Origin of the sequence: Microcoleus sp. AR_TQ3_B6, from assembly GCF_036702785.1 — a bacterium.
In the GTDB taxonomy this organism is placed as follows: domain Bacteria; phylum Cyanobacteriota; class Cyanobacteriia; order Cyanobacteriales; family Microcoleaceae; genus Microcoleus.
This window is the reverse complement of sequence record NZ_JAUBVJ010000013.1, coordinates 34,508-58,976: the sequence shown is the minus strand read 5'-3', so window position 1 is coordinate 58,976 and position 24,469 is coordinate 34,508. Positions and strand designations below refer to the sequence as shown.

The window sequence follows — 24,469 nt, the reverse complement described above, 5'->3', positions numbered from 1 at the left end:
TCAGTAAGGTCGGAAGCGCGTTGGCATTGCCTGCAATCTTCCGGCTTCTTTATTTTTTGGGCTACTTCAGACCTTCGCCACAATCTGAATTTTCAACTTTTGAGTCTAAAATACTAGGAGCTTTGCAAACACAGCCTCAAAGCAAAAGTGGGTGATTGCAATAGTCCTCTTGATATCTCCAAAGCCTGCCTGCCATACTTTAAAAACATATGCATACCCTGTTATTCAGTAAGGTCGGAAGCGCGTTGGCATTGCCTGCAATCTTCCGGCTTCTTTATTTTTTGGGCTACTTCAGACCTTCGGCACAAGATGCCTTGGGCAAGGCAAAAGTATAAGTTCTCGCCTTCCATCTCCCCCTCTGCCCAATCTAGAGCTTCTGCCTCTAATTCAAATAGCATCCTAGAGCAAGTTTAAGGAATCACTAAGGAATAATTAATAACTTGTTAAAGGAGCTCCTTTTGCCCTTCTCTCAATCTTCTGTTTTCAGAAATTCCGAGACCGAGACAGACTTTGGGAGACTCTCCAGATCTTGAATTTCGCTTTCGTGGGCAAAAAACTCGACTTCTTTGTCGTCAATCTGGATCTGATAGCTAGCGGTAGCAGTCACAATCCGCCGCTTTTTTTTATCTTCTATTAAAACCCAACACACCACAGGTCTTACCCACCTCTCAACGTGCTGGCTTTGCTTTGTACTCCCAAAGGCATACCAGCCTTTAGCTTCAATAATTTGAAGCACTTTAAAATCGTTATTTGCCATATATATCTCGATCGCGTTAACTTCACTATTATTTTTAGATAGAACGGCACGCTTGGCGAAAGCACGGCAAAGCTTCGGCAATTCCAAGCTGCACTTGACAACCCGATCTTTAGTCACCAGAAGCCGGTTGGCAGGGCATTGTCTGGGTTGTTGCCCGCTAAATTTAGTCCGGTGCTTTTGTACTCTGCCACAATTATGGGGAAGTATCTATCCCGCATTCTCAAAAATTAGTCTTGCAGTAGCCTCAACAGCAGCAAACTAGACCTTAGCTAGCTGCATCTAAGCGGATGCCAACTACTTATCACACCCGTTTCAAAAAAGAATGCAACAGTAGGCCCGTGCTCCCAACCATGATAGTTATCAGTCATTCCCAATCTTTCAATTATTTAATCTAAAATCTCAAATGGCATAACGCCTGGTTGGTGAGAGCGCTGGGCTTACAATGCTGTTGGGAATTTTTGCTGCAATCAACTGTCATCTTTACCCAATGGGGTAAAACTTAACTAGAGATTGTCGATTTCAATTTTAAGCCTCGGGGCGCCTAATTCCTAATTAATTGTATGGTGTAGTTGATCATTGCCAAACCGTCGATCGCACTCAACAGCCGTGTCTAACTCTTCGATTACCATCACCCTTAAACTCTTCGCCGCCTTCGGTGAAGCCTACGGCGTTTCGGAACTTAAACTAGAACTTCCTCCCGACACCCCAGTGTCTCAAGTGCTCGAAAGCTCGATCGCCCAATATCCTCAATTAGAACAATGGCGATCGCGCACTCGCTTCGGCCTCAACATGGAATTCGTGTCCCCCGACACCATCCTCCAAGACGGCGACGAAGTTGTACTTATCCCTCCCGTCAGCGGTGGATAAGCCAGGAGGGGAAGAGTGTCCGAGGATTTGACTCTTTGGGCAATAGTGCATTGAAATAGACAATTTCAATGCACTACAGCTTAGTGTTGAGTTGTAGGCGCGGTGCCTAGAGTTCCCGCCTCAAATTTTTGAGCGACCAATAAAAAAAAGCTTTATAAAGTTTTGCAATAAGTTTTTAAGAGAATTCATTCTTGAGTTCGGTTAATAGCAAGGCTTTTGCTTTCTTTTTGCATTCCTCGGCAGAGCCTAGAAGTGAGTCTGAGAGGGCGATCGAGAACTATCCAGCCAGCTCGGCTCGGCAACTCAATAATGCTTGTAAATCAATCCCGACTAAAAAAATCGGGTATGGTTGACGGGGTAAATTGACAGTGCTAATGTTGCACAAGACTTAGAACACATCGCAAAACTAGAGAGTTGAGCTATGACCCAGGCGACCAGAACCCAATCCACAGCAGCAACCTTCACAGCCCTCAAATGTAAAGAATGCGGCGAAGAGTACGAACTCCAAGCCAAGCACGTCTGCGATTGCTGTTTTGGCCCGCTTGAAGTCAAGTACGACTACGACGCCATCCGCCGCACCGTCACTCGCCAAACTATCCAAGCCGGCCCCAACTCGATCTGGCGCTACCGCGCATTTTTACCAGTCGCTACAGAGAACGTCATCGATGTCGGCACCGGCATGACTCCTCTATTAAAATCCCACCGCTTAGCCCGCCGCCTAGGTCTAAAAAATCTTTATATTAAAAACGATGCCGTCAATATGCCCACTCTCAGCTTTAAAGACAGAGTGGTGTCAGTCGCCCTCAGCAGAGCGAGAGAATTGGGATTCACAACGGTATCATGTGCCAGCACCGGCAATTTAGCTAACTCCACCGCTGCGATCGCCGCCCACGCCGGACTCGACTGCGTAGTGTTCATCCCCTCCGACTTAGAAGCAGGCAAAGTCCTCGGCACTCTGATTTACAATCCAACTGTCATGGCAGTTCACGGCAACTACGACCAAGTTAACCGCCTCTGTTGCGAAGTCGCCAATACACATGGCTGGGGATTTGTCAATATCAACTTGCGTCCCTACTATTCCGAAGGCTCAAAAACCCTCGGCTACGAAGTTGCCGAACAGCTAGGCTGGCAATTGCCCGATCACATCGTCGGTCCCCTCGCCTCCGGCTCTTTGTTCACAAAAATTTACAAAGGCTTTAATGAATTCATCGAAGTCGGTTTAGTGGACGAAAAGAAAGTTCGGTTCAGCGGCGCTCAAGCTGACGGCTGTTCCCCCATCGCCCAAGCATTCCGCGAAGGTCGTGATTTCGTCAAACCGGTGAAACCGAATACAATTGCTAAGTCGATCGCGATCGGCAATCCAGCCGACGGTATGTACGCCTTGGAAATCGCCCGCAAAACCAACGGCAACATTGAATCCGTCAGCGACACGGAAATAATCGAAGGCATGAAACTGCTAGCAGAAACAGAAGGCATCTTCACTGAAACCGCAGGTGGCACCACAATCGCCGTCTTGAAGAAACTCGTAGAAGCAGGTAAAATCAATCCCGATGAAACCACCGTCGCTTACATCACCGGCAACGGTTTGAAAACGCAGGAAGCAGTTCAAGGCTACATCGGCGAACCCATCACCCTCGAACCGAAACTAGAAGCGTTCGAGCGCGCCCTAGAACGCGCCCGCACCCTCGAACGCTTAGAATGGCAACAAGTTTCGGTTTAACAAGTATTAGTCATTAGTCGGCAGTCATTAGTCATTAGTTGTTAAGCTGTTGACTGATGACAACTGACTGCTCGCTGAGGACTAATGACTGAGAACAAATAACTAATGACTAAGGACTACTGACTAAGGACTAACAAAATGACCGTCAAAGTTTTAATTCCCACTCCCCTGCAAAAATTCACCAACAATCAAGCCACCATCGAATGCGGCGGCGACAACATTTCCGAACTGATTGAATCGCTGGAAACAAATTGTCCCGGCATCAAAAAAAGCTTGTGCGACGAAAAGGGAGAACCCCGCAGATTTCTCAACTTCTACGTCAACAGCGAAGACATCCGCTTTTTGGATGGCTCAAAAACAGCCCTCCAAGATGGCGATGAAGTCAGCATTGTTCCTGCAGTGGCTGGTGGTTGATTTTTGACCGCAGATTTAGGCATTATCGGCTTAAGATATCCGACTTCTTAAAAAAGTCGGGTATTTTTACTTTTTGCTTTTCTAGCTTAGTCCACTTATATCATGTCCGATCGATTAACTATAATATCCCTGTCGGGGCGGGTTTTTGAGATTGTCAATTATTCGCAAATATTGTTGGCTCACGGGCCCCTACAAAAATCGCGGTTTCTCGACCGGACATGATATTATTAAACTATTTGATTGCCCTTATCGCCTTCATTGGTCAATTCAACTCGTACATATTCTCCCTGTATTCAATTCCTAGAATTTCTTTGCAACCTTCAAAGACTTGCTGAATTTTCTGGGTTTCAGTACCAGGCAACTTTGTCATTTCATGAAACTTGTATACGAATGCTCCAATATCGTATTCTGTTTTGAAACGCCATTTTTGCGGGAGAGCCACTATCTCGACATTTTTATCTAGGAACCCTCCCAAATAACAAAGAGTTCTGGCGAACTCGTCCGACATAAACTTAACTTCATGTCCCGTCAGACAATACCTAGCTACCTGTTGGTCAAAATGTTTCGCCAGGGAACTTCCCTGGGTAACTTGTCATATCAATTCCGGTTGTATCGGAATGATTAAACCACAGAGGGCATAGAGGACACAGAGAAAGAGAAGAGAGAGATAATAATTCCGATGTTAACGGATTTGATATCAAAACGGGACGGGCGGACTTGACAGTTAAAGCGACAGGTTTGATCCTGTCGCTTGCTGTCCCTATAAAAACTAAGAGACGACGGAAGCTACTTTTGCAGCAGTCCGAGGACGACGACGGCCTGTTACTGTATTCACAGGGGCTGGTACTGGCGACGGTACTGATGATGCTAGTTTAGGTGCTTCAATGGAAAGTTGAGGTGTTTGCACCATTTCCGATCGCACTGCTTCTTCAGGAATTTGCATCAGGAATACCAGCAAGGGATTGCTTTGAAGTTCCCGGCGCATCACCCGCTGAATAGCTTTTTCTATTTGGGTTTGCACTCCTACCCAGTCAATGTCAACTTGGGAGTCAGCAGTGGCGGGTTTGACAAATTCTGACCAACGATCGCTCAAAACTGTTTCAATGGTTTGAGTGATTAATTTGATCACCTCCGTGCGATCGGCTGATGTCACCACACCTTTCAAGTGAACTTCTGGTTTGGCAACCAACTTGCCTTCCCAATTCAAAGCGGCTGCTACAGTTACAACGCCATCTCCGGCCAACTGCTGACGTTCCTTGAGGACGTTCGCTTTGACAACGCCCGATCGAGAAGAATCTACCAATTCAATTCCTGAAGGCACTTTACCGGCCACTCGTATCGAATTTTCAGTTAATTCTACGACATCGCCGTTATCAACAATCACCATATTGCTAGCGGGAATGCCCATGCTTTGAGCCGTCTTGGAGTGCTGGATCAGCATCCGGTGTTCTCCGTGAACCGGCAAGAAGAACTTGGGACGAGTCATGTTAATCATTAACTTTTGGTCTTCTTGACAACCGTGTCCCGAAACGTGAATACCTTTGTCGCGGCCGTAAACCACGTGTGCTCCCAGCATCATCAGTTTATCGATCGTGTTTACCACTGCGATCGTATTTCCCGGAATCGGATTAGCCGAGAAAATGACTGTATCACCCTTTCTGATTTTCAGTTCGTGATGTTCGCCGTTAGCAATACGAGTCATCGCCGCCATCGGTTCGCCTTGGGAACCTGTAGTTAAAATCAGTACCTTGTCTTCAGCCAAATTGCGGATTTCTTTCAGCGGTTTGAAAATACTATCTTCGCATTTGATGTAACCGAGATTGCGGCAGTGAGCGATGACGTTAAGCATCGACCGGCCAACCACTCCGACATACCGATTGTTTTTCTTAGCCAAGTCCAAAACAATTTGCAATCGGTGTACCGACGAAGCAAAAGTCGTCACCATCACCCGTCCCGGTGCTTGAGAGATAATTCTGTCTAAATTCGGCGCCACAGAACGTTCCGAAGCGGTAAAACCCGGTACTTCCGAGTTAGTAGAATCACTGATCAAACACAGCACGCCTTTCTCGCCGTACTCGGCCAGCTTTTGCAAATCAAAATGCTCGCCGTCTACAGGAGTGTGGTCAATTTTAAAGTCTCCGGTGTGGATCAAAATTCCCACGGGAGTGTGAATTGCCACCGTAAAACTGTCAGCCATCGAGTGAGTGTTGCGGATGTATTCGACGAAGAAATGCTTGCCAATTCTTACCGTATCCCGCGGTCGAACTGTCCTCAATTCTGTGCGGTGAGACACTCCCGCTTCTTCCAATTTTCCGGCTAGCAAAGCCATCGCCAAACGCGGGCCGTATATGACCGGAATTTCAAATTGTTTGAGGTGATAAGGGATGCCGCCTATGTGGTCTTCATGACCGTGTGTCACGATCATGCCTTTAATTTTGTGGCTATTTTCCCGCAGGTAAGTCATGTCTGGGAGAACAATATTTACCCCGTGCATTCCATCTGTCGGGAAAGCTAAACCTGCATCTAAAAGAATTATTTCATCACCGTACTCGAACACACAAGTATTTTTACCGATTTCGTGCAATCCGCCGAGAGGAATAATTTTGAGAGCAGATGGAGTTGTATTTTTTGCGATCATGCGTATCCTTTGTTAGTTATTTTTGTTACTTGTCTGTTGTCTTTCGTCTTTCGTCTTTTGTTCGTTGCTAGGGCGATTATTTTCCAAATATTTATGGAAAACTCCCCCGGGGGTTTTACTATCCCCTACAGTCAGTTGTCTTTTGCCTTCAGTCTTTAATCCTCAGTCTTTATTTTTTGACTGTTAGCTAATTACTAACAGTTAATTACTAATGACTAATGATTAACCACTAATGACTTATCACAACCAATATTCAGTTGTCTGAAAACTCGTTCTCGCCTGTCTAGATAGCTGATACTGTGGCTAGCTTGCTCAGTACGTCCTTTAACTTTTGAGTCACCTCAACGGGCGGATCGCACAGTGGCGGGCGGGTAGAGCCTACATCCCAGCCTTGAAGTTTGAGAGCTGTCTTGACGAGAATGGGATTTGTGGTGAGAAAAAGAGCTTTAAACAGGTCAAAAAGTTGCAAGTGAATCTGGGTAGCGACTTGAACTTGACCGACCTCGAAAGCTTCGATCATCTGTTGCAGTTGCTCTCCTACCAGATGGCTGGCTACGCTAACTACACCAGATCCTCCTACTGCCAACAAGGGCAAAGTTAGGGAATCATCTCCAGAATAGATGGCAAATTCAGGGGATGTCAAGCACCGAATTTGACTTGCTTGATCCAAGTTGCCACTTGCTTCTTTTACGGCCACAATGTTGGGAATTTCTGCCAATCGAGCGACCGTCTCCGGCAACATATTCTGACCAGTGCGACCGGGGATGTTATATAACATTATAGGCAATTCAGGAGCAGATTGCGCGATCGCCCGAAAATGATTGTACAAACCTTCTTGCGGCGGCTTATTGTAATAAGGAACCACCTGCAAACAGCCGTCTAACCCTAGTTTAGCTGCTTTTTGGGTAGCTACTACTGCTTCTAGTGTAGAATTCGATCCGGCTCCTGCGATTACCAACGCCTTACCGGCCACCGCCTTTTGTACCACCTGAAATAATTCGTACTCTTCATCCCAGGTCATAGTGGGAGACTCGCCCGTTGTGCCGCACACTACCAAGCTATCTGTACCGCGATCGGCTAAATGAACTGCCAATTGTTCTGCTACCGCATAGTTAACGCTGCCGTCTTCCTTAAACGGCGTAATCATTGCAGTCAGAACCCGTCCAAACTTTACCACACTTTCTCCGATTTTAGACTGTTGATTTTTGATTTTAAATTTTTGATTTCAGATGAAAGGTTTATCTAAAATCCCCAATTTCAATTTTCAAGTTGCGAGGGTTACCCCTAATTAGAAGCCGCAGCCACTGGGGTGCGCAACAAATCTTTTTCGACCAGCAACTCAGCTATCTGCACCGCATTTAAAGCAGCCCCTTTGCGGATTTGATCGCCAGACAGCCACATCTCCAACCCGCAGGGGTGAGAAATATCTTGGCGAATCCTGCCGACTAACACCTCATCCTTACCGCTGGCGTCGGCAGGCATCGGGAAATAATTAGCTTGCCAGTCTTCTACCAGCTTAACCCCGCTTGCCTGCTTTAAGATTTCCCGAGCCTCGAGCGCGCTAAAAGGCTCTGCAAACTCTAGATTAATCGCTTCCGAATGAGCGCGAAGTACGGGAACCCGCACGCAAGTTGCCGTAATTTTAATCTCGTTCGTACCAAATATCTTCCGAGTTTCGTTTACCATTTTCATCTCTTCTTCACAATACCCTAAATCGTTAATCGGGGTGTTGTGCGGAAACAAATTAAATGCTAAGGGGTAGGGAAATATATCTGTTTTGGGCGTTTCCCCCTGCAAAATTGCTCTTGCTTGAGCTTTCATTTCCTCCATTGCCCTCGCCCCGGCCCCGCTGGCTGACTGGTAAGTCGCTACAACTATGCGCTGTACCGGCTTAACTTTGTGAAGTGGCCAAACGGCAACTGCCATCAAAATCGTCGTGCAGTTGGGATTAGCAATTATACCTCGGTGAGCTGCCGCCGCTTGGGGATTGACTTCTGGAACCACTAGCGGTACGGTCGCATCCATGCGGAAAGCGCTAGAATTGTCAATCACCACTGCTCCGGCTGCCACCGCTTGCGGAGCCCACAATTTAGAAGTAGAGCCGCCAGCAGAGGCGAGTACCAGATCTACATTATCAAACGATCGCCCCGACACTGCGGAGACTGGCAGCATCTCGCCGCCGAAAGGCAAGCTAGTTCCTGCTGAACGCTCCGAAGCCAGAAGCTTCAAGTTAGAAATCGGAAAACTCCTGCTGTGCAAGAGTTCTAGCAACTCGCCCCCGACTGCGCCGGTGGCTCCTAAAATGGCAACTCGATAGGATTGAGACAAATTAGTTTCCTCCACAAATTATAGTTTCAACGATCGAAATCAAAAATTTAAATAACTGCAATTCTCAATATCAAACTTAATTAATGTTATGCGACATCAGGAGCATGAGACGATGACCGTGGTGCAGTTAACCGAAACGGGCGATCGAACTTCCCGGTGGACCCCTGCGATCGTACCCAATGCCAGTTTAGCATCTTTTGCCGTAAGCGTTGCCCTCGAAGAGGAACGCCTGCTAAAATGCATCCGCTTTGGTGCATGGGAGATATCTGTATTTTAGCAGGCGCATCCATTGACTTTAACTGGTCGCTCCGGCCGACAAGATTGACATTACAGGGCGATATGTGCTATGGTGCATCGGCAATTAGTGGACTTAACCTCCACATTCCTAGCAGCAAAAGCTAGTATCCTCAAACCAAAACTATTTGGCAAAAGCCAAAAAAGTAGCCGGCAATGACTTACTGTCTCATCCGGTAAAGGTTTTGTAGTTGTGCCGTTACGAGTCAAAGCGTACAAAATTAAAATGCAGGCAAAGTCAGATTTGTATGTATTTTATTACTATTGTTAAATATCAAAAAAGCCGATGAAAGTAACCCAGGAAAAACTTCCAGCCAGCCAAATAGGTCTGGAAATCGAAATTCCATCAGAAAAATCAAAACAAGCTTACGAGCAAGTAATTAAACAATTCGCTCGCGAGGTCAATATTCCTGGGTTCCGCAAAGGCAAAGTTCCCCGCCAAGTTTTGCTGCAGCGCCTGGGCCAGACTCGATTGAAGGCGACGGCTTTGGAAAATTTGATTAATGATTCGCTGCAAAAAGCCCTCGAACAAGAAAAAATTCCGGCAATTGGCAGTTTTGAATTGCGCAGCGAGTTTGAAGAATTACTAGCTAAATTCGATCCAGAACAGCCTCTGATTTTTTCGGCTAAGGTTGACGTACAACCCGAAGTGAAATTGGGTCAGTACACAGGTTTGCAGCTTCAAGCAGAAGAAGCTAAGTATGATGAAGCTCAGGTAGATGAGGTACTGGCAAAATATCGATCGGACAAAGCTACTTTAATCCCCGTAGAAGGCCGGTCGGCTCAGTTGGGAGACACGGCTTTGGTTGATTTCTCCGGTAGATTTGCGGAAGCACCCGAAGGCGAAACTCCCGCAGAAATTCCCGGCGGTCAAGCAGAAGACTTTCAAGTAGAATTGTCCGAAAATCAGTTTGTACCGGGCTTTATCCAAGGCATGATCGGAATGAATCCGGGAGAAACTAGAGAAGTTTCCGTGCAGTTTCCGCCGGAGTACAGCAGTGAAGAATTAGCAGGAAAACCGGCAGTATTTACGATTACCCTCAAAGAACTTAAGGAAAAAGAATTGCCGGAGTTGGACGACGACTTCGCCCAAGAAGTCAGCGAGTTTGAAACTTTAGCAGAACTCCGGGCATCCCTGGAAACTAGGTTTAAAGCAGAGCAAGAAAACAAGACATCAGCTAATAAGGAAAAAGCTATATCAGCAGCCCTCGAGCAGCTAATAGAAGTGGAAATTCCCGAAACAATGCTCGATCGCGAAATCGATTATTTGCTGAATCAACAAGCCGTCCAATTGAAAAATTACGGCATAGATATCAACCAACTGTTTACCGAAGAAAATATGGGCCCGATGCGGGAACGCTCGCGCCCGGAAGCAGTAGCTCGGCTCAAGCAGACTCTAGCTCTGGCAGAAGTAGCTAAGCTGGAATCCTTATCTGTGGAAGATGCAGAAGTAGCAGCAGAAGTAGCAAAAGTCAGAAAGCAGTTTCCCAAAGGAGATTTTGACCCCCAAAGGTTGCAGGAATTTGTTAGGGAAGACTTGCTAAAACAAAAAACCCTGAAATGGTTGGAAGAAAAAGGGACAATCGAACTCGTACCTGAAGGCTCTCTGAATCCCGCAGCAGCAGAATCAGAAGAATCAGACGCTGAAGATTCAGCAGAAGCAGCCACGAGCGTCGAAGTGGAAGTCCTAGGCGAAGAATAGAACTTAATGTGTTGAAATGTCCTAATTGGGGGCATGAAATCAACCGTGATTTTAACGGCGCACCCGATCCTTAACTGCAAGCTCCAGGTGCGCACCGCGCACACCATCCTTACTACAAGCTTCTAGTGGACACTTGAAGCAGTGATGATTGACAAGTGAGTATTTTAACTCATTCACCCCGCGATCGGAGCGAGTTAGGCCCGCGCCCAAGCCGAACACAGAAAGCAATCTCACACACTCAAAACTCCGCATTCCCCCGATATCCGTTCATCCGAGGCATAATAGTAAAAAGCTGGCGGCTTAATTTAAAGCTTTCATCAGCAGCAGTAAATTGTCTAGAATCCTTGACTGGTGTCTTATGGTTGTATCTCAATCTTCCAATTACCTAATTACAAGCTATAACGATTTTGATGTCAGCGACCGCCCCAGCAATGTAGTGCCGATGGTACTAGAACAGTCGGGGATGGGCGAGCGGGCTTTTGACATTTACTCGCGCTTGCTGCGGGAGCGAATTGTGTTTTTAGGAACTCCCGTAACCGACGAAGTTGCTGACTCGATAGTGGCTCAGCTATTGTATCTAGATGCCGAAGACCCAGAAAAAGATGTCCAAATGTACATAAATTCCCCCGGCGGCTCGGTGACGGCCGGCATGGCAATTTATGACACAATGCAGCAAATCCGCCCGGATGTGGTGACGATTTGTTACGGTTTGGCAGCGAGTATGGGCGCATTTCTGCTGACAGCAGGAGCCCACGGTAAGCGGATGTCTCTTCCGAGTTCCCGGATTATGATTCACCAGCCACTCGGAGGCGCTCAAGGTCAAGCAGTTGATATTGAGATTCAAGCCAAGGAAATCCTTTATCATAAGCGTAAGCTGAATGAACTGCTAGCGCACCACACAGGTCAACCGATCGACAAATTAGAGGCTGATACAGAGCGCGACTTTTTTATGTCAGCCGAGGAAGCCAAAAATTACGGTTTGGTCGATCGAGTTATCGAAAGGGAAAACCTTCCGGCGGCGGGAGAGAATGTCACTGCACTGAATTAAGAGGCTGTTATGTCTAAGTACGACTCCCATCTAAAATGTTCGTTTTGTGGCAAGTCTCAAGAGCAAGTGCGCAAGTTGATCGCAGGCCCAGGGGTGTATATCTGCGACGAATGCGTTGACTTGTGCAATGAAATTTTAGATGAGGAGTTGTTTGATTCGAGTGCAGTGCCCCCAGCGGCGGTGGCTCCGAAGCAGGAAACGACGCAAAAGCGCCGCGCTACCTCGGGCAAAAGTATGTCGATGAGCCAAATTCCGAAGCCGAGGGAAATTAAAAATTACCTCGACGAAAACGCCATCGGGCAAGATGAGGCGAAAAAGGTGCTCTCGGTGGCAGTTTACAACCACTACAAGCGCCTCAGCTTTATCCATGCAAAAAATAGCGGTAAGCACCCGCCGGAAGAAGTAGAACTGCAAAAATCAAATATTTTGTTAATCGGGCCGACGGGCTGCGGAAAAACTCTGCTGGCTCAGACTTTGGCGGATATGCTAGACGTGCCGTTTGCGGTGGCTGACGCGACGACGCTGACGGAAGCGGGCTATGTCGGGGAAGATGTGGAAAATATTTTGCTGCGGCTGCTGCAAGTGGCAGATATGGACGTGGAAGAGGCGCAGCGCGGAATTATTTATATTGATGAAATTGACAAAATAGCCCGCAAGAGCGAAAATCCTTCGATTACCCGGGATGTGTCTGGGGAAGGCGTGCAGCAGGCGCTGTTGAAAATGCTCGAGGGGACGATCGCCAATGTACCTCCCCAAGGCGGCCGCAAGCATCCCTATCAAGACTGCATCCAAATTGATACCAGCAATATCATGTTTATTTGCGGCGGCGCTTTTGTCGGTCTAGAGAAAGTGATAGAGCAAAGAACGGGTAAAAAGTCAATGGGTTTTATTCAGCCCGGAGAAGCTGTGCCGAAGGAAAAGCGGGCTGCTGATGTACTCAAGCAACTGGAACCGGATGATTTGGTGAAGTTTGGGATGATTCCTGAGTTTATTGGGCGGGTGCCGGTGGCGGCGGTGTTAGAGCCGCTGGATGAGGAAACGCTGATGGCGATTTTGACTGAGCCGCGGAATGCTTTGGTGAAGCAGTATCAAAAGCTGCTGAAGATGGATAATGTGCAGTTGGACTTTAAGCCGGATGCGATTCGGGCGATCGCCCAGGAAGCATACCGCCGCAAAACTGGAGCGAGGGCGCTGCGGGGAATTGTCGAAGAATTGATGTTGGATGTGATGTACGAGTTGCCGTCGCGCAAGGATGTTGCCCGGTGTACGATTACTAAGGAAATGGTCGAGAAGCGATCGACCGCCGAGCTGTTGGTACTTCCGTCTTCGCTGCCAAAACCAGAGTCAGCTTAAAAGCAAGGTTTTCAGCACAGCCACTCATGCAATCTCGCATTCAATCATACCTGCGCTTTGCCGCAAGCCAGCAGCGTGACACCGAGCGGATCGGGCCGTTCCTCGCTACCTTCAGTCGGCACAGCGCCAACCCTTATCTCAACTATGCAATTCCCGACGACGGCGCCGCACCCTCCCTCACCGATGTCAACGCCCTAATCGCTGCGTACTCTGTGCGCGGGCGAAAGCCGCGTTTGGAGTATGTCGCGAAACTAGCCCCTGCTGTCGAAGAAACGCTGATATCCGCCGGTTTCACCGTTGAGGGATGCTTGCCGCTGATGACTTGCACTCCTGGTTCCGAGAAATTTCTTCCCCTCCCCCCGGACATCGAACTCATTGTGCCAGTGTCCGATGCCGAGATCCTCGGTACAGCCGCGGTGCAACACGAGGCTTTCACAGAGGCTGCACCAAGCCCTGAAGACGTTGACACTCTTCGGAAAACTCTGGCTGCAGGTGGCATCGCCGTACTCGCTCGCCTAGCAGCAACGGGCGAACCTGTGGGGGCCGGAATGTTTACTGTGCCGGCAAATCAGACGACTGAAATCGCCGGTATCGGCGTGCGCGTCCCTTTTCGCCGGCGGGGCATAGCAGGGGCTTTGACGGCCCGGCTGGTCCGAGAAGCTTTCGACGCGGGTGTGGCGGTGGCGTTTTTGATGGCGGGACACGAGGAGGAATTCCGAGTTTACACCCGCGCTGGATTTTGTGCGGGAGGCGAAATTTTGCACATTTCGCTCCCGCAAGCATAGATTTACCAATCTATGAAATCATGCTCACCTAACTCAGGAGATAACTCGGAAGAATCCGGTTGAGATTCCAATCTAAAAGTTTTCGACTCCCAAATCTCTAAGTCATTCGACAAATCGACTACTTCCTCAAACATATCAGCCAATTGCCTAGCCGAATTTACGACATTTCGCGCGTCATCACGCACCGCTACAGCCCGATCTTTAAAGTCATTCTGAGAGTCTGTAGAGCCGTTGGTCGGCGATCGCGATTCGGAATTTAGGGGCACATTAGCGGCGGTATTTTCAGCCTCTGAAGAGTCTTTTTGCTCTTGTCCATCCTTTCCCAAAAAATCATCAGGAATCTCAGAACCCGCAGACTATGGAATCATCTTCATCTGAATCAGAAGACAACTCAGGAAAATTTTCCTCAGATTCCAATCTAAAAGTTTCCGACTCCCAAATCTCCAAGTCATCCGACAAATCGACTACTTCCCCGTCAAACATATCAGCCAATTGCCTAGCTGAATTTGCAACATTTCGCGCGTCATCACGCACCGCTACAGCCCGATCTTTAGAGTCATTCTGAGTGTCTGTAGAGCCGTTGGTCGGCGATCGCGATTCGGAAATTAGGGGCACATTAAGGGCGGTATTTTCAGCCGCTGGCGGGTGTTTTTGTTCTTGTCCACCATTCCCCAAAAAATCATCTGTAATCTCAGAACCCGCCGAGTTCTGCACCTGTTGATCCGCATTATCTGCAGGATGAGAATTGCTGGGATTTTCGCCAACACGTCCGTTAGAAGTTGGCAAATCCTTGGCCCGGGAACTATTAGTTTCAGCGGGATTTGTCAATCCCAATTTTACTATTACTCGACGGTGAAAAACTTGCAAAAAAGCTTCTTCAATATTAGCTACTTTGCCTTTAACCATATCGAGCAACTTTTGCGACTTAATCTTAACATAAGCAGTATCATTGCTAAAAATTACTAGCTGTCCATGTTGGCGAAGCAGCGATTGAGTGCTATGCGGTCGCACGCGGTCAAGTACCTGTTCCCACACTCGATTTAAATCGATTTCATCGGCTGAATTAGTGGGTGAATAATTTGTTTGATTCGTTTCTGCAGTTGGTACAGGTGCGGGAATTTGTGGAGGAGGTGTGCTTTCTGTTCGATTAGCAATAGGTGGCGGCTGAGGCGGAGGATTTTGCGAATTGGGAACTGAAGATTGTTCAATATGAGATGTCTGGCTCCCCCTCGAAGCTTGGGGGGGTTGGGGGGGGTGAATTTGTGATGAAGTAATATTTTTAGCTGGTTCGGCTGTTGGTTGTGGCTGAGTTCTAATTGCTGAGGGCAACAATCCCAACAGCGTTACTTCCAGCCACAAACGCGGCTGAGTGGTATTTTTAATTTGCACTTCGTGGGTTTGCAAGTGTTTCTGACCTGCCAAAATTAACTCGGCATCCCACTCGCGGGCAAAATTGCAAAGTTTGCCCCAAGTTGCATCGGTTAAAGCTACTAAATTTGACCGTTCGGGTGCCGCTTTGGCTATTAGCAAATCTCGGTAAAAGCTCGCAAGACTTTGCAGCACGATTAGCGGTTCCCGACCGCGATCCATGAGGTGACGGGTCATGTCTATTAATGCTGTAGGATTATCATTTTTAATAGCTTGCAACAAATCCATTAAGTCATTTTCGGGGACGGCACCGACTAAATCCCAAACTTTCTCGACTGTTACTTGCCCGGGAAATAAGCTCAGTTGGTCGAGCAAACTTTCGGCATCTCGCAGACCTCCTTGGGCGATTTGAGCAATCATTTGTACTGCATCGCTAGCAATGTTGATATTTTCTAATTTGGCAATTTTTTGCAAATGAGCAATCATTGACTCGAGGGGGATGCGGCGAAAATCAAATTTTTGACATCTAGATATAATGGTTGGTAACACTCTTTGTGGGTCGGTTGTGGCTAGGACAAATACAACCTTATCGGGCGGTTCTTCTAATGTTTTTAATAAGGCATTAAAGGCCTGGGTACTGAGCATATGAACTTCGTCTATTACATATACTTTATAGCGGCACTGTACTGGGGAAAATTGAGCTCGTTCGATCAAATCCCGAATGTTATCTACTCCGGTGTTGCTGGCGGCGTCAATTTCGATGACATCTAGTGTCGAACCTCGGGCAATTTCTTGGCAAACGTTGCATTTGCCGCACGGTGTCGGGGTGGGGGCAACTGTAGAAATACAGTTGAGGGATTTGGCGAAAATTCTGGCACTAGAGGTTTTACCGGTGCCTCTGGGGCCGGTGAATAGATATGCTGGTGCTATGCGCTCTTGTAGGATGGCGCTGGTGAGGGTTTGGGCGATCGCCTCTTGACCGACTAATTCGGCAAATGTCTGAGGGCGATATTTGTGGTGTAGGGGTTCGTAAGTCACGATCGAATATGGGTGGTATTAGCTGTAATCTTAGCTAAGGAGACGTTGTTCGATCGCAAACAGAGCTCGATTTTCACCGCCAGCTACCCCGTGGGCTTGCACGGCGTCCGCAATGGAACAGTAGCAATTAGCACCCTCCCAAGGTCCGCCCATCGATCGTCCGGGCGATCTGCTGTTGTGCTTGATGTTTTCCGCCGATCGCTCCCAGAGTTAATATTAATTTATGTGTATTTCTTTTTATTTTGCTAGAAACGGAGACCGCCGAACAAACATTTTTTTTTAGCAGTATTGGTATAATATATTACAGAGAATTCACGATTTCTTTTTGCCAATGCCAGCGCGGGATTTTCCGATATTTCGGGAACCTGCTTGCACTTAAAGATAAAGTATCAATTAGAGGGTGCGTACTCCAGTGGCAGAAATCCATTTGTACCAAGATGATGGTGGAATAATGTCAATGTTGGTTGATCCAGTTGCACTACCAGCTCTACTCTGGACTCCTGTTATAAATATAGCGTCAAATTTTACCCTTTAAAAGCCCATGTCAACCCAAATAATCCTTGTAGAACCAAGGTTGGCAGTAGCCTCTCCCAAACCTAAACAGGCTAAACCCGGAAATCCGTCCTCAGACCAACTCTTCATGGGAGCGTCGGGATTACTGTTGTTATTGCTTCTCGGTTTAGCGCTGTTTACCAAGCTAAAACTCGGCGATTTGAGCAAAAAGCTTAAATTTGAGGAGTTTAGAACTCGAGAACTCCAGAAAAAATACAAAATGGCTCTGGAAACCATATCAAAGATGGAAAAGAATCCCGACCTTATCCACTCGCGAGACTTTAATTTAGACTACCTGAGAATGCGGATGGCGGAAGAAGTCTTTCACTTTGCCATTGTGAACCAGATCAAGGTAAAAGTCAAAGAAAAAATTAGTATTGCCCTGCGTCCGACTCAGGGCGCAGTGGGAGATAAAAACGGGAATGCCGGCAGCGGCAGGCAAGTGGATTCGATGTTTGATATCGAATACGAAACTGGCGATCCCGCAGTAAAAATAGAAAAACGAGTGCTGTTTCGGATTCAAATTAAGCTGATGAAACTGCCGACTCAGGCAACATCGGCGACAATTAATCAAATTATTGACTGTTTGGAAACTTATCTGAGTCCTTCAGACGACCACGACAGTTGGCAGCCGACAATTCAAGGTCGGATCGTTCATATTGAGTGGGATCAAAAAGCAAAGCCGACGCCGATGTTGGTGCTGGAACAGTCGAATGAAGGGGTGAATGTTACCTTTAGGACTACGAGAACGCCTACCGGCAGACCTGCAAATGAGGCTGAGGGCCAGTTGGCAGTAGCGAAAAGCCCGAAAAGCGGCAAAAGTAGTTCTAAAAGTCCAGCCAAAGGTGGGACAAAAAGTCCTGCTAAGGTAGGAGGAAAGCGTCCCGGTTCTCGGAAATAAGTTGAGGTGGATTAATTTTATTTTCCCGAAAGAACGCCTGTGGCAGCCACTGTTGATGTATCTTGTGCGAGGTAGCCGTCTTCCATGTGAATAATGCGATCGGCTATGTCTAAAATGCGGTTGTCGTGGGTGACAAGCAAAATAGTGCTCTGCTGTTCTTTGGCCAAACCTCGCATAATTTCTACCACATCTCTACCTGATTTACTGTCTAGTGCTGCGGTGGGTTCGTCTGCTAATACTAATTTCGGCTGGCTGACTAACGCCCGGGCGATCGCAACTCTTTGTTTCTGTCCCCCTGAAAGGCTGTCCGGGTAATAATCTATTCTTTCTCCCAACCCCACAGCTTCCAGCATTCCCTCTATTTTATCATTAGTTTCTTGGCGAGAAAGATGGCTGTGCAGTTCTAAAGACATTTGGACGTTTTGCCTAGCTGTCAAGCATTTGAGCAAATTGTGACCTTGGAAAATATAGCCGATGTCGCGGCGCACTTGAACTAATTTATTTTTTCCCGTTCCCCGCAATTCTTGGTCGAGAATTTTAAGACTACCTTCTTGGACCGATCGCAAAGCTCCAATCAAGGTTAATAATGTTGTTTTACCAGACCCAGAAGGCCCAGTCATCAACACGATTTCGCCCGGATAAATTTCGAGGTTGATGTCAAATAATGTCTGTTTGCGAAGTTGACCTTCGCCGAAAGAATGATTGAGATTTTTAATCGAGACAACTGGTAAAGTATTCATGGTTATTAGTTATTTGTTATGTGTTATTTGTTGTTTTTTATTTCATAATTCCTCCTTCTTCAATCCGTATATCCCTGTCAATCGATTTTAGATTTTAGATTTTAGATTTTAGATTGACCCCACGGATAAATGTGGGGGCTTGAGGATTTTCGAAAATCGATTTTGGATTGATTCCACGGATAAATCCGGGGCTTGTACCACCTTTGAAATTCTTGGTCAAAATCGGTGTCGTGACTTCGTTTGTTAAAAAATATCCGCCGGATCAGCGGCCTGCAACTTCCTAACTGCGATCGCCCCCGACACAGAACACATGATCACTGTCATTACAAAAACAGTTACAACTTTTGTCAAAGTCATATACATCGGCAAACTCGTAGCACTTCTCCCTAAATTGTACAGCACCACAGAAACCCCCAACCCCGGCAAATAACCAAGAATTGCCAGAATCAAAGCCTCTTGAAACACCAAACCCAGAAAATAAATGTCCTTATATCCCATCGCCTTGAGCGTAGCGTATTCCGGCAAGTGATCGGTAACATCAGTATAAAGAATTTGATAAACAATCACTATCCCGACGATAAATCCCATTGACGCGCCGAGAGTGAAAATAAATCCGATTGAGGTACTTTCCTGCCAATATTTTTTTTCAAAATCTGCAAACTCTTTTTTAGAAAAAATTTTCACATCTTTCGGCAAAGTTGCCCTCATTTTATCAACAACTGCCTTAACATCCGTTCCCGGCTCCAACTTAACAACACCTATATCAATTAAACCTCTTGTCCTCCGCGTCGCAAAAATCCGCAGAAAGTTCAAATCGCTAGTAACAAGATTGCCGTCGGCACCGAAAGATGCGCCTAAAGTAAATAGCCCCTCTACCCTAACGCGGCGGTTGTCAACTTCAGTTTCAACAGGTTTTCCCTGCTTGAAATATTCCACTACAGGCCCAAACTCCGTGCGAGAAGCTTGGTCAAATAAAACCACATCCGAAATTTTGATTTTGTGCAAATTATTTTGGACCTCCGGTATATCCAAAATCGGATGAGTTGGGTCAAAACCGATGACCATCAATTGGCGGGTATTGCGGCGGCTTGGATCGGGGTTTTGCCACAATCCAAAGCCTAAATATACCGGACTAATTGCTGTAACGCCGTTAAAACTCAAGGCTTGATACAAGCGCCGCTGGGGAAAACTTTTCATGGCTATTAAAGCCGTAGACTGGGTGTTGATGATAAAAATCTCCCCTTTTAACTTCGAGTGAAAGCTGATGGAGCTTTCAAATAGCGCGTCTCTAAATCCGAACTGCATAAACATTAGCAAGTCGGCAAATCCAATGCCGGCTAGCGCGATTACTAATCGCATTTTTTCGCGCGTTAACTGTGCCCAAGCTAGCGGTATTTTTGCCATAACAGTCGATTTGAGATTTGAGATTTTAGATGTGGGATTTGGGTTTAAATAATTTTAGGACTTAAGCAGGGGTGTTGAGAAACCGGGTTGTTTGCCCTTATATTTGATTCAAACCCTTAATCTCGGTAAAAATTTTGGTTTCAGGAGTCCCCCTGCGTAAGTCCTGTCTACGTAAAATTTAGATATTTATTTTGACTTCAACCTGCAAGTTTGTTAGGGCTGCAACTTTCTTGCTCGATTCCGGATCGAGGCGAATTCTTACTTCGACAACTCTAGCATCGGTGTCGGCTGCGGGGTCTGTATTGAGGACATCTTTTTTGCCGATTTGTTTGCCGATGCGAGCGACTGTTCCTTGCAAAGTGCCTGCAAATACGGGGCTGGTGACGGTAGCGCGCTGGCCGTTTCGCACTTTTGCGATGTCGGTTTCGTAAACTTCTGCTACGGCATACATTTGGTCGGTGCGGCCTAGTTCTACGATGCCGTCTTGAGTGTTGATGCCTTCTCCTTGTCGGGTGTGAACTTTGAGGATGTAGCCGGATACGGGTGCTTTGACGTAGCTTAAGTTTAAGTCTACTTGAGCTTTTTGTTTTGTGGCGATCGCACTTTCGACGGCGGCTTTGGCGGCTTGCACGTCTTCGGGACGGACTTCGGCAATTTGGTCGAGATTTGCTTTGGCTTGATTGATTTGTTCTTGGCCGGTTTCTGCTTTTTGTTTGAGTAGTGCTTCGGCTTGATTGATTTCTTGTCTACCGGTTTCTATCTTTTGATTTAAGGTGGCTCTAGCTTGGTTAATTTCCTGCCTGCCTGTTTCTAACTTGCGTTTGAGATTGGCTCGCGATTGATTGATTTCCTGCTTGCCGGTTTCTACTGTTTGTTTGAATGTGGCTTGAGTTTCGACTATCTGCTGTTGTAAAGTTTGTACGGTTTTATTTAAGATAGCTTGCGCTTCTTTGACTCTCTGGCGAGCTGTATCTACTACTAAGCGTTTGGTGTCGTAGGCGGAGGCAGAAATTGCGCCTGTTTCTAAGAGTTCTTTATTGCGTCGTTCCTCGGCTTCGGCGTTTTTCAATTCGGCTTTTAGCCGATTGACTGTAGCGTTTTGAGAGACAATTTCGCCGCGCAATTGAGCTTTTAGCCTAGCCAATTGGGATTGCTGCACCTCTGTTTGTCTTTTGAGTTGTGCCTCCAATTTGGCAAGATTAGCTTGTTCGGCTTCGGTTTCTCTTCGGAGTGCGGCCTCGAATTTGGCGACGTTAGCTTGTTCGGCTTCGGTTTCTCTTCGCAGTTGAGCTTTTAAGCGGGCGACATTGGCTGCTTCGCCTTCGGTTTCCCTTTGCACTTGTGCTTCAAACTTGGCAACTTCTGCTTTCCCTGCGCCGACAACGCCTGTTTTTGCGCCTGCTTGAATTTTCGCTAATTCTGCTTGTTTGACTTTGACTTCTTTGTCGGCTTGTTGGACGATTGCTTGGAGCCGATCGCGCGTATCGAGAACTGCTATGATTTGTCCTTTACTGACTCTATCGCCCTCTTCCACCTGCAACTGTTCAATTCTTCCTCCTTCCGACGCCGAAGCGGCTGACAATTTGATAACTTCTCCCTCTGGAGTCAACCTACCCAAAGCGGTAACGCTGGTGCGGGTGGGGGCGGGAGTTGCAGCAGCCCTTGCAGCCGCTGCCTTTAACTCTTCGGCTTTTTTAAGTTGAGATACTTGCCAAAAACCTACTCCTGTGGTAACAACAGTAGCGGCGATCGCTAAACCGATGACTCCTCGCCCTGGGGGTTTTAAAAATGATTTATCCTTGACCCGTGAGTCCTTTCCCATGATTTATAAAGTAGGTGATTTCCTGGTTAAGTTTTTCCCACCCACTGTGAAGTATTGTAAACACATTTAAGCTATTTAGGGAAATCAAAAAGCACCTCGGTCATGTAATGTTCGGCCCAATCTTGACCGAAAGCTTTTTCGAGTACGCGGCGGGTTTTGTCGTTTTGCTGCTGCTGGGTGCAGTAGTAAATTTGAGCGTCTAGAATTTTCGAGCCTTCTGCGGCTGAGACTGGTTGGCAAGCGACTGCCTGTTGACAGTGAATTTCAACGTAGGATTGAACAATATCGACAAACCGGCTTTCTTCTTCGAGAGACTCTGGCCGCACAAACAGACAAAATTCTGAGAAAATATCCCCCCATTCGGGAATTTGGCGGGGACAAGAAAATTGGTCTATCTGCAAAATTTCGAGTTGGGTTCGGTAGGTTTCCGACAAAGTTCGATCGGGATTGAGGGGAGAAAGGTCTGCGATCGCGGCGCTAACTTGGCCTTTGCCTGCTACTATATCCGTACCGAACATCGGCAAGGCATAATTCGGTCTGGGAAACATCACGCAGTGCAGGATATCCAGCACCGGCCCGACTTTAGCGAGTTCGAGATGTATTTTGCGGAACTGGGGCGTTTGATAGCAGCGGTTTTCAATGATCAGTTTTTCTCCTTCCAAGCGCCCTTCTACGTATCCCAACTCAGCGGGCAGGTGGTAGGGTTCGAGGTTGAGATAGCGATGCCATACTGCTTCCATCCGATCGGCTAAATCGCGGATGAGATGGTGCTGTTGGTCGCGCAGAGAAGGCTGGGATATTTCTAACATTCCTATTTAGCGGCCGATAGCTTAATAAAACTTGATTCTACTGTTGCACGATGCAGGAAAAAAGGTAGATACTTTTAAGGATATCAGCAGATCGACTTGCCGATCGAGCAAGTTTTACAGGAGATTTTGTATGTTTGGTCTGGGATTGCCCGAAATGGGCATTGTTGCGGTAGTCGCTATTTTAATTTTCGGCCCCAAGAAGATTCCTGAGTTAGGAAATGCCTTGGGGAAAACCTTGCGTAGTTTTAAGGATGGCATCAGTCAATCTGATGATGAAGCTGTCGAGAAGGAGAAGGATAAAGAAGAAGAGGGTCAGCCGAAAGTGTAAGTTAGGTTGGTAGTGAGGACTTTTTTCCTGATTTTTAAGGACTCCAGTCCTCACTAAGAACCTATTCGGGAAAGTTGCCTTCTCTAACTTCGAGGGAATAATCTTTTACAGCTTGGGTAATTGTGTCTCGCAAATTGGCGTAAGCTTTCGCAAAAGGCGGCTGTTTTTCAGAAAGTCCTAACAAATCGGAAGTAACTAAAACTTGACCGTCGCAGTGCGGGCCGGCGCCGATACCAATGGTGGGAATAGTTAATTTTTGGGTAATTTGGGCGGCTAAGTCTGCGGGAATGTGTTCTAAGACGATCGCAAAGGCACCTGCTTCTTGAAGGGCGATCGACTCTGCTATGATGCGATCGGCTGATTCGGCTGTTTTTCCTTGTTTTTTGTAGCCGAGTTGGTGTACCGACTGCGGAGTTAAGCCGACGTGGCCCATCACGGGAATTCCGGCGGATGTTAGCTGCGAAACTGTGGCGGCCATTGCTGGATATCCACCTTCCAATTTTACAGCTTGAGCGCCGGTTTCTTTCAAAACTCTCCCGGCAGAGTGCAGGGCTTGCTGGGGACTTTCTTGGTAAGTCAAAAACGGCAAATCGACGACAATTAATCCTTGTTTAACTCCGCGGCGCACTGCTTTAGCGTGGTGCAGCATTTCATCGAGGGTTAGCGGCAGGGTTGTTTCGTAGCCTAAGACTGTCATGGCGAAGGAATCGCCGACTAGGATGATGTCTGTGCCTGCTTGGTCGAGTAGTTGGGCGATCGCATAATCATAAGCTGTCAGCGCGACAATTCGTCGCCGTTGTTGTTTCCACTGTCTTAATTGATGAGTAGTGACTGACATTTTAGTACAAAAATATAATATTATTTCTGGATATTACTTATGATATCAAATCCGGTTGATTCCTCCTTGTATAATTTGCGCTGTACAATTTGCGCAATGTAGGGGAGCGTTTTACCAACCATCTATGTTTAAAACTAAGTATATAGTAAACCCGCCCCCCTCATGCTAAAAGACAATGGGCAGTGTATTTATGGCAAAAACCCTAGGAATTTTACACCCGAATATAACTTTGGCTTCCCTCTGCTGGCAAAACAATCAACCGCTGATTTTTCAAATCGGGTTCTAAACCCAAATCTTCGAGGGGAATTAAGCCGAGTAAAGGTTCTTCTCCTGCAGGAATTTCTACACAATCATACCTGCCTTCTCGTCCAGCTACGGTAAGACCAACATTTTTGAACAGACGAAATTGTCTAGATCCTATTGCTGTATTTCCTTGGATTTCACCAACTAGAGTTAAACCTAACTGAGCGATAATATCTGCTGGTAAGCAGAGTCGAGTTGCGCCTGTATCGACTAAGACGTTATCGATGGTGATACAGCGTATTTGCTCTGCGGGGATGAACCCTCTTTCTGATAGCATCTTGTCTACTTCGTTGGTGACTGTTATTGTGGCGGTGACTCTGCCCATGTTTTTATCCTTTTGTTTTGCTAGAGAATGTTTCCGTTGCTTTTTGACGAAATTCAATCCATTTTAGGGTGTATATTCTATATTTTAACAATCTTTGTAACTGAGAGGTTTTTTTTTATTTATTGCTAAATCTTT

The 24,469-nt window shown here is 46.8% G+C and carries 24 protein-coding genes; 11 read left to right on the top strand and 13 right to left on the bottom strand.

What is annotated here, in order from left to right:
- Nucleotides 1–469 precede the first annotated feature (469 nt).
- On the bottom strand, nucleotides 470–874 hold the full coding sequence (locus QUB56_RS09245) for a hypothetical protein (protein WP_332954853.1): 405 nt from the start codon (nucleotides 872–874) through the stop codon (nucleotides 470–472).
- Nucleotides 875–1,363: 489 nt separating this feature from the next.
- Between QUB56_RS09245 and QUB56_RS09240 the strand changes: the two genes are divergently transcribed.
- The 3 genes from QUB56_RS09240 (at nucleotide 1,364) to QUB56_RS09230 (ending at nucleotide 3,758) form a co-directional block, all read left to right on the top strand.
- Nucleotides 1,364–1,624 carry a MoaD/ThiS family protein gene (locus QUB56_RS09240; protein ID WP_332954852.1) on the top strand — a complete coding sequence of 87 codons (261 nt, stop codon included), beginning with the start codon at nucleotides 1,364–1,366 and terminating at the stop codon, nucleotides 1,622–1,624.
- A gap of 421 nt (nucleotides 1,625–2,045) precedes the next feature.
- Nucleotides 2,046–3,344 (top strand): threonine synthase, encoded by a 1,299-nt coding sequence (gene thrC, locus QUB56_RS09235; protein ID WP_332954851.1) that lies wholly within the window; start codon nucleotides 2,046–2,048, stop codon nucleotides 3,342–3,344.
- A 138-nt stretch (nucleotides 3,345–3,482) separates the two neighbouring features.
- Entirely contained in the window at nucleotides 3,483–3,758 is a 276-nt protein-coding gene (locus QUB56_RS09230) for a MoaD/ThiS family protein (RefSeq protein ID WP_172188035.1), read from the top strand.
- A 262-nt stretch (nucleotides 3,759–4,020) separates the two neighbouring features.
- Here the strand turns inward: QUB56_RS09230 and QUB56_RS09225 are convergent, their stop codons facing one another.
- From QUB56_RS09225 to QUB56_RS09210, 4 genes are all read right to left on the bottom strand, one after another.
- Nucleotides 4,021–4,266 (bottom strand): hypothetical protein, encoded by a 246-nt coding sequence (locus tag QUB56_RS09225; protein WP_332954850.1) that lies wholly within the window; start codon nucleotides 4,264–4,266, stop codon nucleotides 4,021–4,023.
- Nucleotides 4,267–4,527: 261 nt separating this feature from the next.
- Nucleotides 4,528–6,396, bottom strand: a complete 1,869-nt coding sequence (locus QUB56_RS09220) for a ribonuclease J (protein ID WP_332954849.1) — start codon at nucleotides 6,394–6,396, stop codon at nucleotides 4,528–4,530.
- Nucleotides 6,397–6,679: 283 nt separating this feature from the next.
- Nucleotides 6,680–7,573 (bottom strand): 4-hydroxy-tetrahydrodipicolinate synthase, encoded by an 894-nt coding sequence (gene dapA, locus QUB56_RS09215; RefSeq protein ID WP_332954848.1) that lies wholly within the window; start codon nucleotides 7,571–7,573, stop codon nucleotides 6,680–6,682.
- A 107-nt stretch (nucleotides 7,574–7,680) separates the two neighbouring features.
- A complete protein-coding gene (locus QUB56_RS09210) occupies nucleotides 7,681–8,724 on the bottom strand; it encodes an aspartate-semialdehyde dehydrogenase (RefSeq protein ID WP_332954847.1) in 1,044 nt (347 codons plus the stop codon).
- An 88-nt stretch (nucleotides 8,725–8,812) separates the two neighbouring features.
- Between QUB56_RS09210 and QUB56_RS09205 the strand changes: the two genes are divergently transcribed.
- From QUB56_RS09205 to QUB56_RS09185, 5 genes are all read left to right on the top strand, one after another.
- The gene (locus QUB56_RS09205) at nucleotides 8,813–9,001 is read left to right on the top strand and encodes a hypothetical protein (RefSeq protein WP_332954846.1); all 189 of its coding nucleotides are present in this window, start codon (nucleotides 8,813–8,815) and stop codon (nucleotides 8,999–9,001) included.
- A gap of 303 nt (nucleotides 9,002–9,304) precedes the next feature.
- Entirely contained in the window at nucleotides 9,305–10,720 is a 1,416-nt protein-coding gene (tig, locus tag QUB56_RS09200; RefSeq protein WP_332954845.1) for a trigger factor, read from the top strand.
- 358 nt (nucleotides 10,721–11,078) lie between these two features.
- Nucleotides 11,079–11,768: an ATP-dependent Clp endopeptidase proteolytic subunit ClpP gene (gene clpP / locus QUB56_RS09195; protein ID WP_332954844.1), complete on the top strand. Its 690-nt coding sequence runs from the start codon at nucleotides 11,079–11,081 to the stop codon at nucleotides 11,766–11,768.
- Nucleotides 11,769–11,777: 9 nt separating this feature from the next.
- Nucleotides 11,778–13,121: an ATP-dependent protease ATP-binding subunit ClpX gene (gene clpX / locus QUB56_RS09190; protein WP_332954843.1), complete on the top strand. Its 1,344-nt coding sequence runs from the start codon at nucleotides 11,778–11,780 to the stop codon at nucleotides 13,119–13,121.
- A 26-nt stretch (nucleotides 13,122–13,147) separates the two neighbouring features.
- Nucleotides 13,148–13,906 (top strand): GNAT family N-acetyltransferase, encoded by a 759-nt coding sequence (locus tag QUB56_RS09185; protein WP_332954842.1) that lies wholly within the window; start codon nucleotides 13,148–13,150, stop codon nucleotides 13,904–13,906.
- 2 nt (nucleotides 13,907–13,908) lie between these two features.
- On the opposite strand, the gene QUB56_RS09180 is transcribed toward QUB56_RS09185, so the two are convergent.
- Entirely contained in the window at nucleotides 13,909–14,232 is a 324-nt protein-coding gene (locus QUB56_RS09180) for a hypothetical protein (protein ID WP_332954841.1), read from the bottom strand.
- A gap of 16 nt (nucleotides 14,233–14,248) precedes the next feature.
- Nucleotides 14,249–16,312, bottom strand: a complete 2,064-nt coding sequence (locus QUB56_RS09175) for a DNA polymerase III subunit gamma/tau (RefSeq protein ID WP_332954840.1) — start codon at nucleotides 16,310–16,312, stop codon at nucleotides 14,249–14,251.
- Between the two features lie 12 nt (nucleotides 16,313–16,324).
- On the opposite strand from QUB56_RS09175, the gene QUB56_RS09170 reads away from it, so the two are divergent.
- Both QUB56_RS09170 and QUB56_RS09165 read left to right on the top strand, forming a co-directional pair.
- On the top strand, nucleotides 16,325–16,561 hold the full coding sequence (locus QUB56_RS09170; RefSeq protein ID WP_332954839.1) for a hypothetical protein: 237 nt from the start codon (nucleotides 16,325–16,327) through the stop codon (nucleotides 16,559–16,561).
- 292 nt (nucleotides 16,562–16,853) lie between these two features.
- Nucleotides 16,854–17,765 carry a hypothetical protein gene (locus QUB56_RS09165; protein WP_332954838.1) on the top strand — a complete coding sequence of 304 codons (912 nt, stop codon included), beginning with the start codon at nucleotides 16,854–16,856 and terminating at the stop codon, nucleotides 17,763–17,765.
- A gap of 17 nt (nucleotides 17,766–17,782) precedes the next feature.
- Here QUB56_RS09165 and QUB56_RS09160 read toward each other — a convergent pair whose 3' ends face one another.
- The 4 genes from QUB56_RS09160 to QUB56_RS09145 form a co-directional block, all read right to left on the bottom strand.
- A complete protein-coding gene (locus QUB56_RS09160) occupies nucleotides 17,783–18,505 on the bottom strand; it encodes a DevA family ABC transporter ATP-binding protein (protein ID WP_332954837.1) in 723 nt (240 codons plus the stop codon).
- A 243-nt stretch (nucleotides 18,506–18,748) separates the two neighbouring features.
- Nucleotides 18,749–19,909: an ABC transporter permease DevC gene (devC, locus tag QUB56_RS09155; RefSeq protein WP_332954836.1), complete on the bottom strand. Its 1,161-nt coding sequence runs from the start codon at nucleotides 19,907–19,909 to the stop codon at nucleotides 18,749–18,751.
- Between the two features lie 178 nt (nucleotides 19,910–20,087).
- Nucleotides 20,088–21,731 (bottom strand): HlyD family efflux transporter periplasmic adaptor subunit, encoded by a 1,644-nt coding sequence (locus QUB56_RS09150; RefSeq protein WP_332954835.1) that lies wholly within the window; start codon nucleotides 21,729–21,731, stop codon nucleotides 20,088–20,090.
- A 71-nt stretch (nucleotides 21,732–21,802) separates the two neighbouring features.
- Complete coding sequence (locus QUB56_RS09145; protein ID WP_332954834.1) at nucleotides 21,803–22,540, bottom strand: phycocyanobilin:ferredoxin oxidoreductase; 738 nt, start codon at nucleotides 22,538–22,540, stop codon at nucleotides 21,803–21,805.
- Between the two features lie 130 nt (nucleotides 22,541–22,670).
- Here QUB56_RS09145 and tatA point away from each other — a divergent pair, with 130 nt between their 5' ends.
- On the top strand, nucleotides 22,671–22,868 hold the full coding sequence (gene tatA / locus QUB56_RS09140; protein ID WP_332954833.1) for a twin-arginine translocase TatA/TatE family subunit: 198 nt from the start codon (nucleotides 22,671–22,673) through the stop codon (nucleotides 22,866–22,868).
- A gap of 61 nt (nucleotides 22,869–22,929) precedes the next feature.
- Here tatA and panB read toward each other — a convergent pair whose 3' ends face one another.
- Nucleotides 22,930–23,706, bottom strand: coding sequence for a 3-methyl-2-oxobutanoate hydroxymethyltransferase (panB, locus tag QUB56_RS09135; RefSeq protein WP_332954832.1), 777 nt, complete (start codon nucleotides 23,704–23,706; stop codon nucleotides 22,930–22,932).
- A 211-nt stretch (nucleotides 23,707–23,917) separates the two neighbouring features.
- Complete coding sequence (locus tag QUB56_RS09130) at nucleotides 23,918–24,334, bottom strand: aspartyl protease family protein (RefSeq protein WP_332954831.1); 417 nt, start codon at nucleotides 24,332–24,334, stop codon at nucleotides 23,918–23,920.
- Nucleotides 24,335–24,469: the final 135 nt, after the last annotated feature.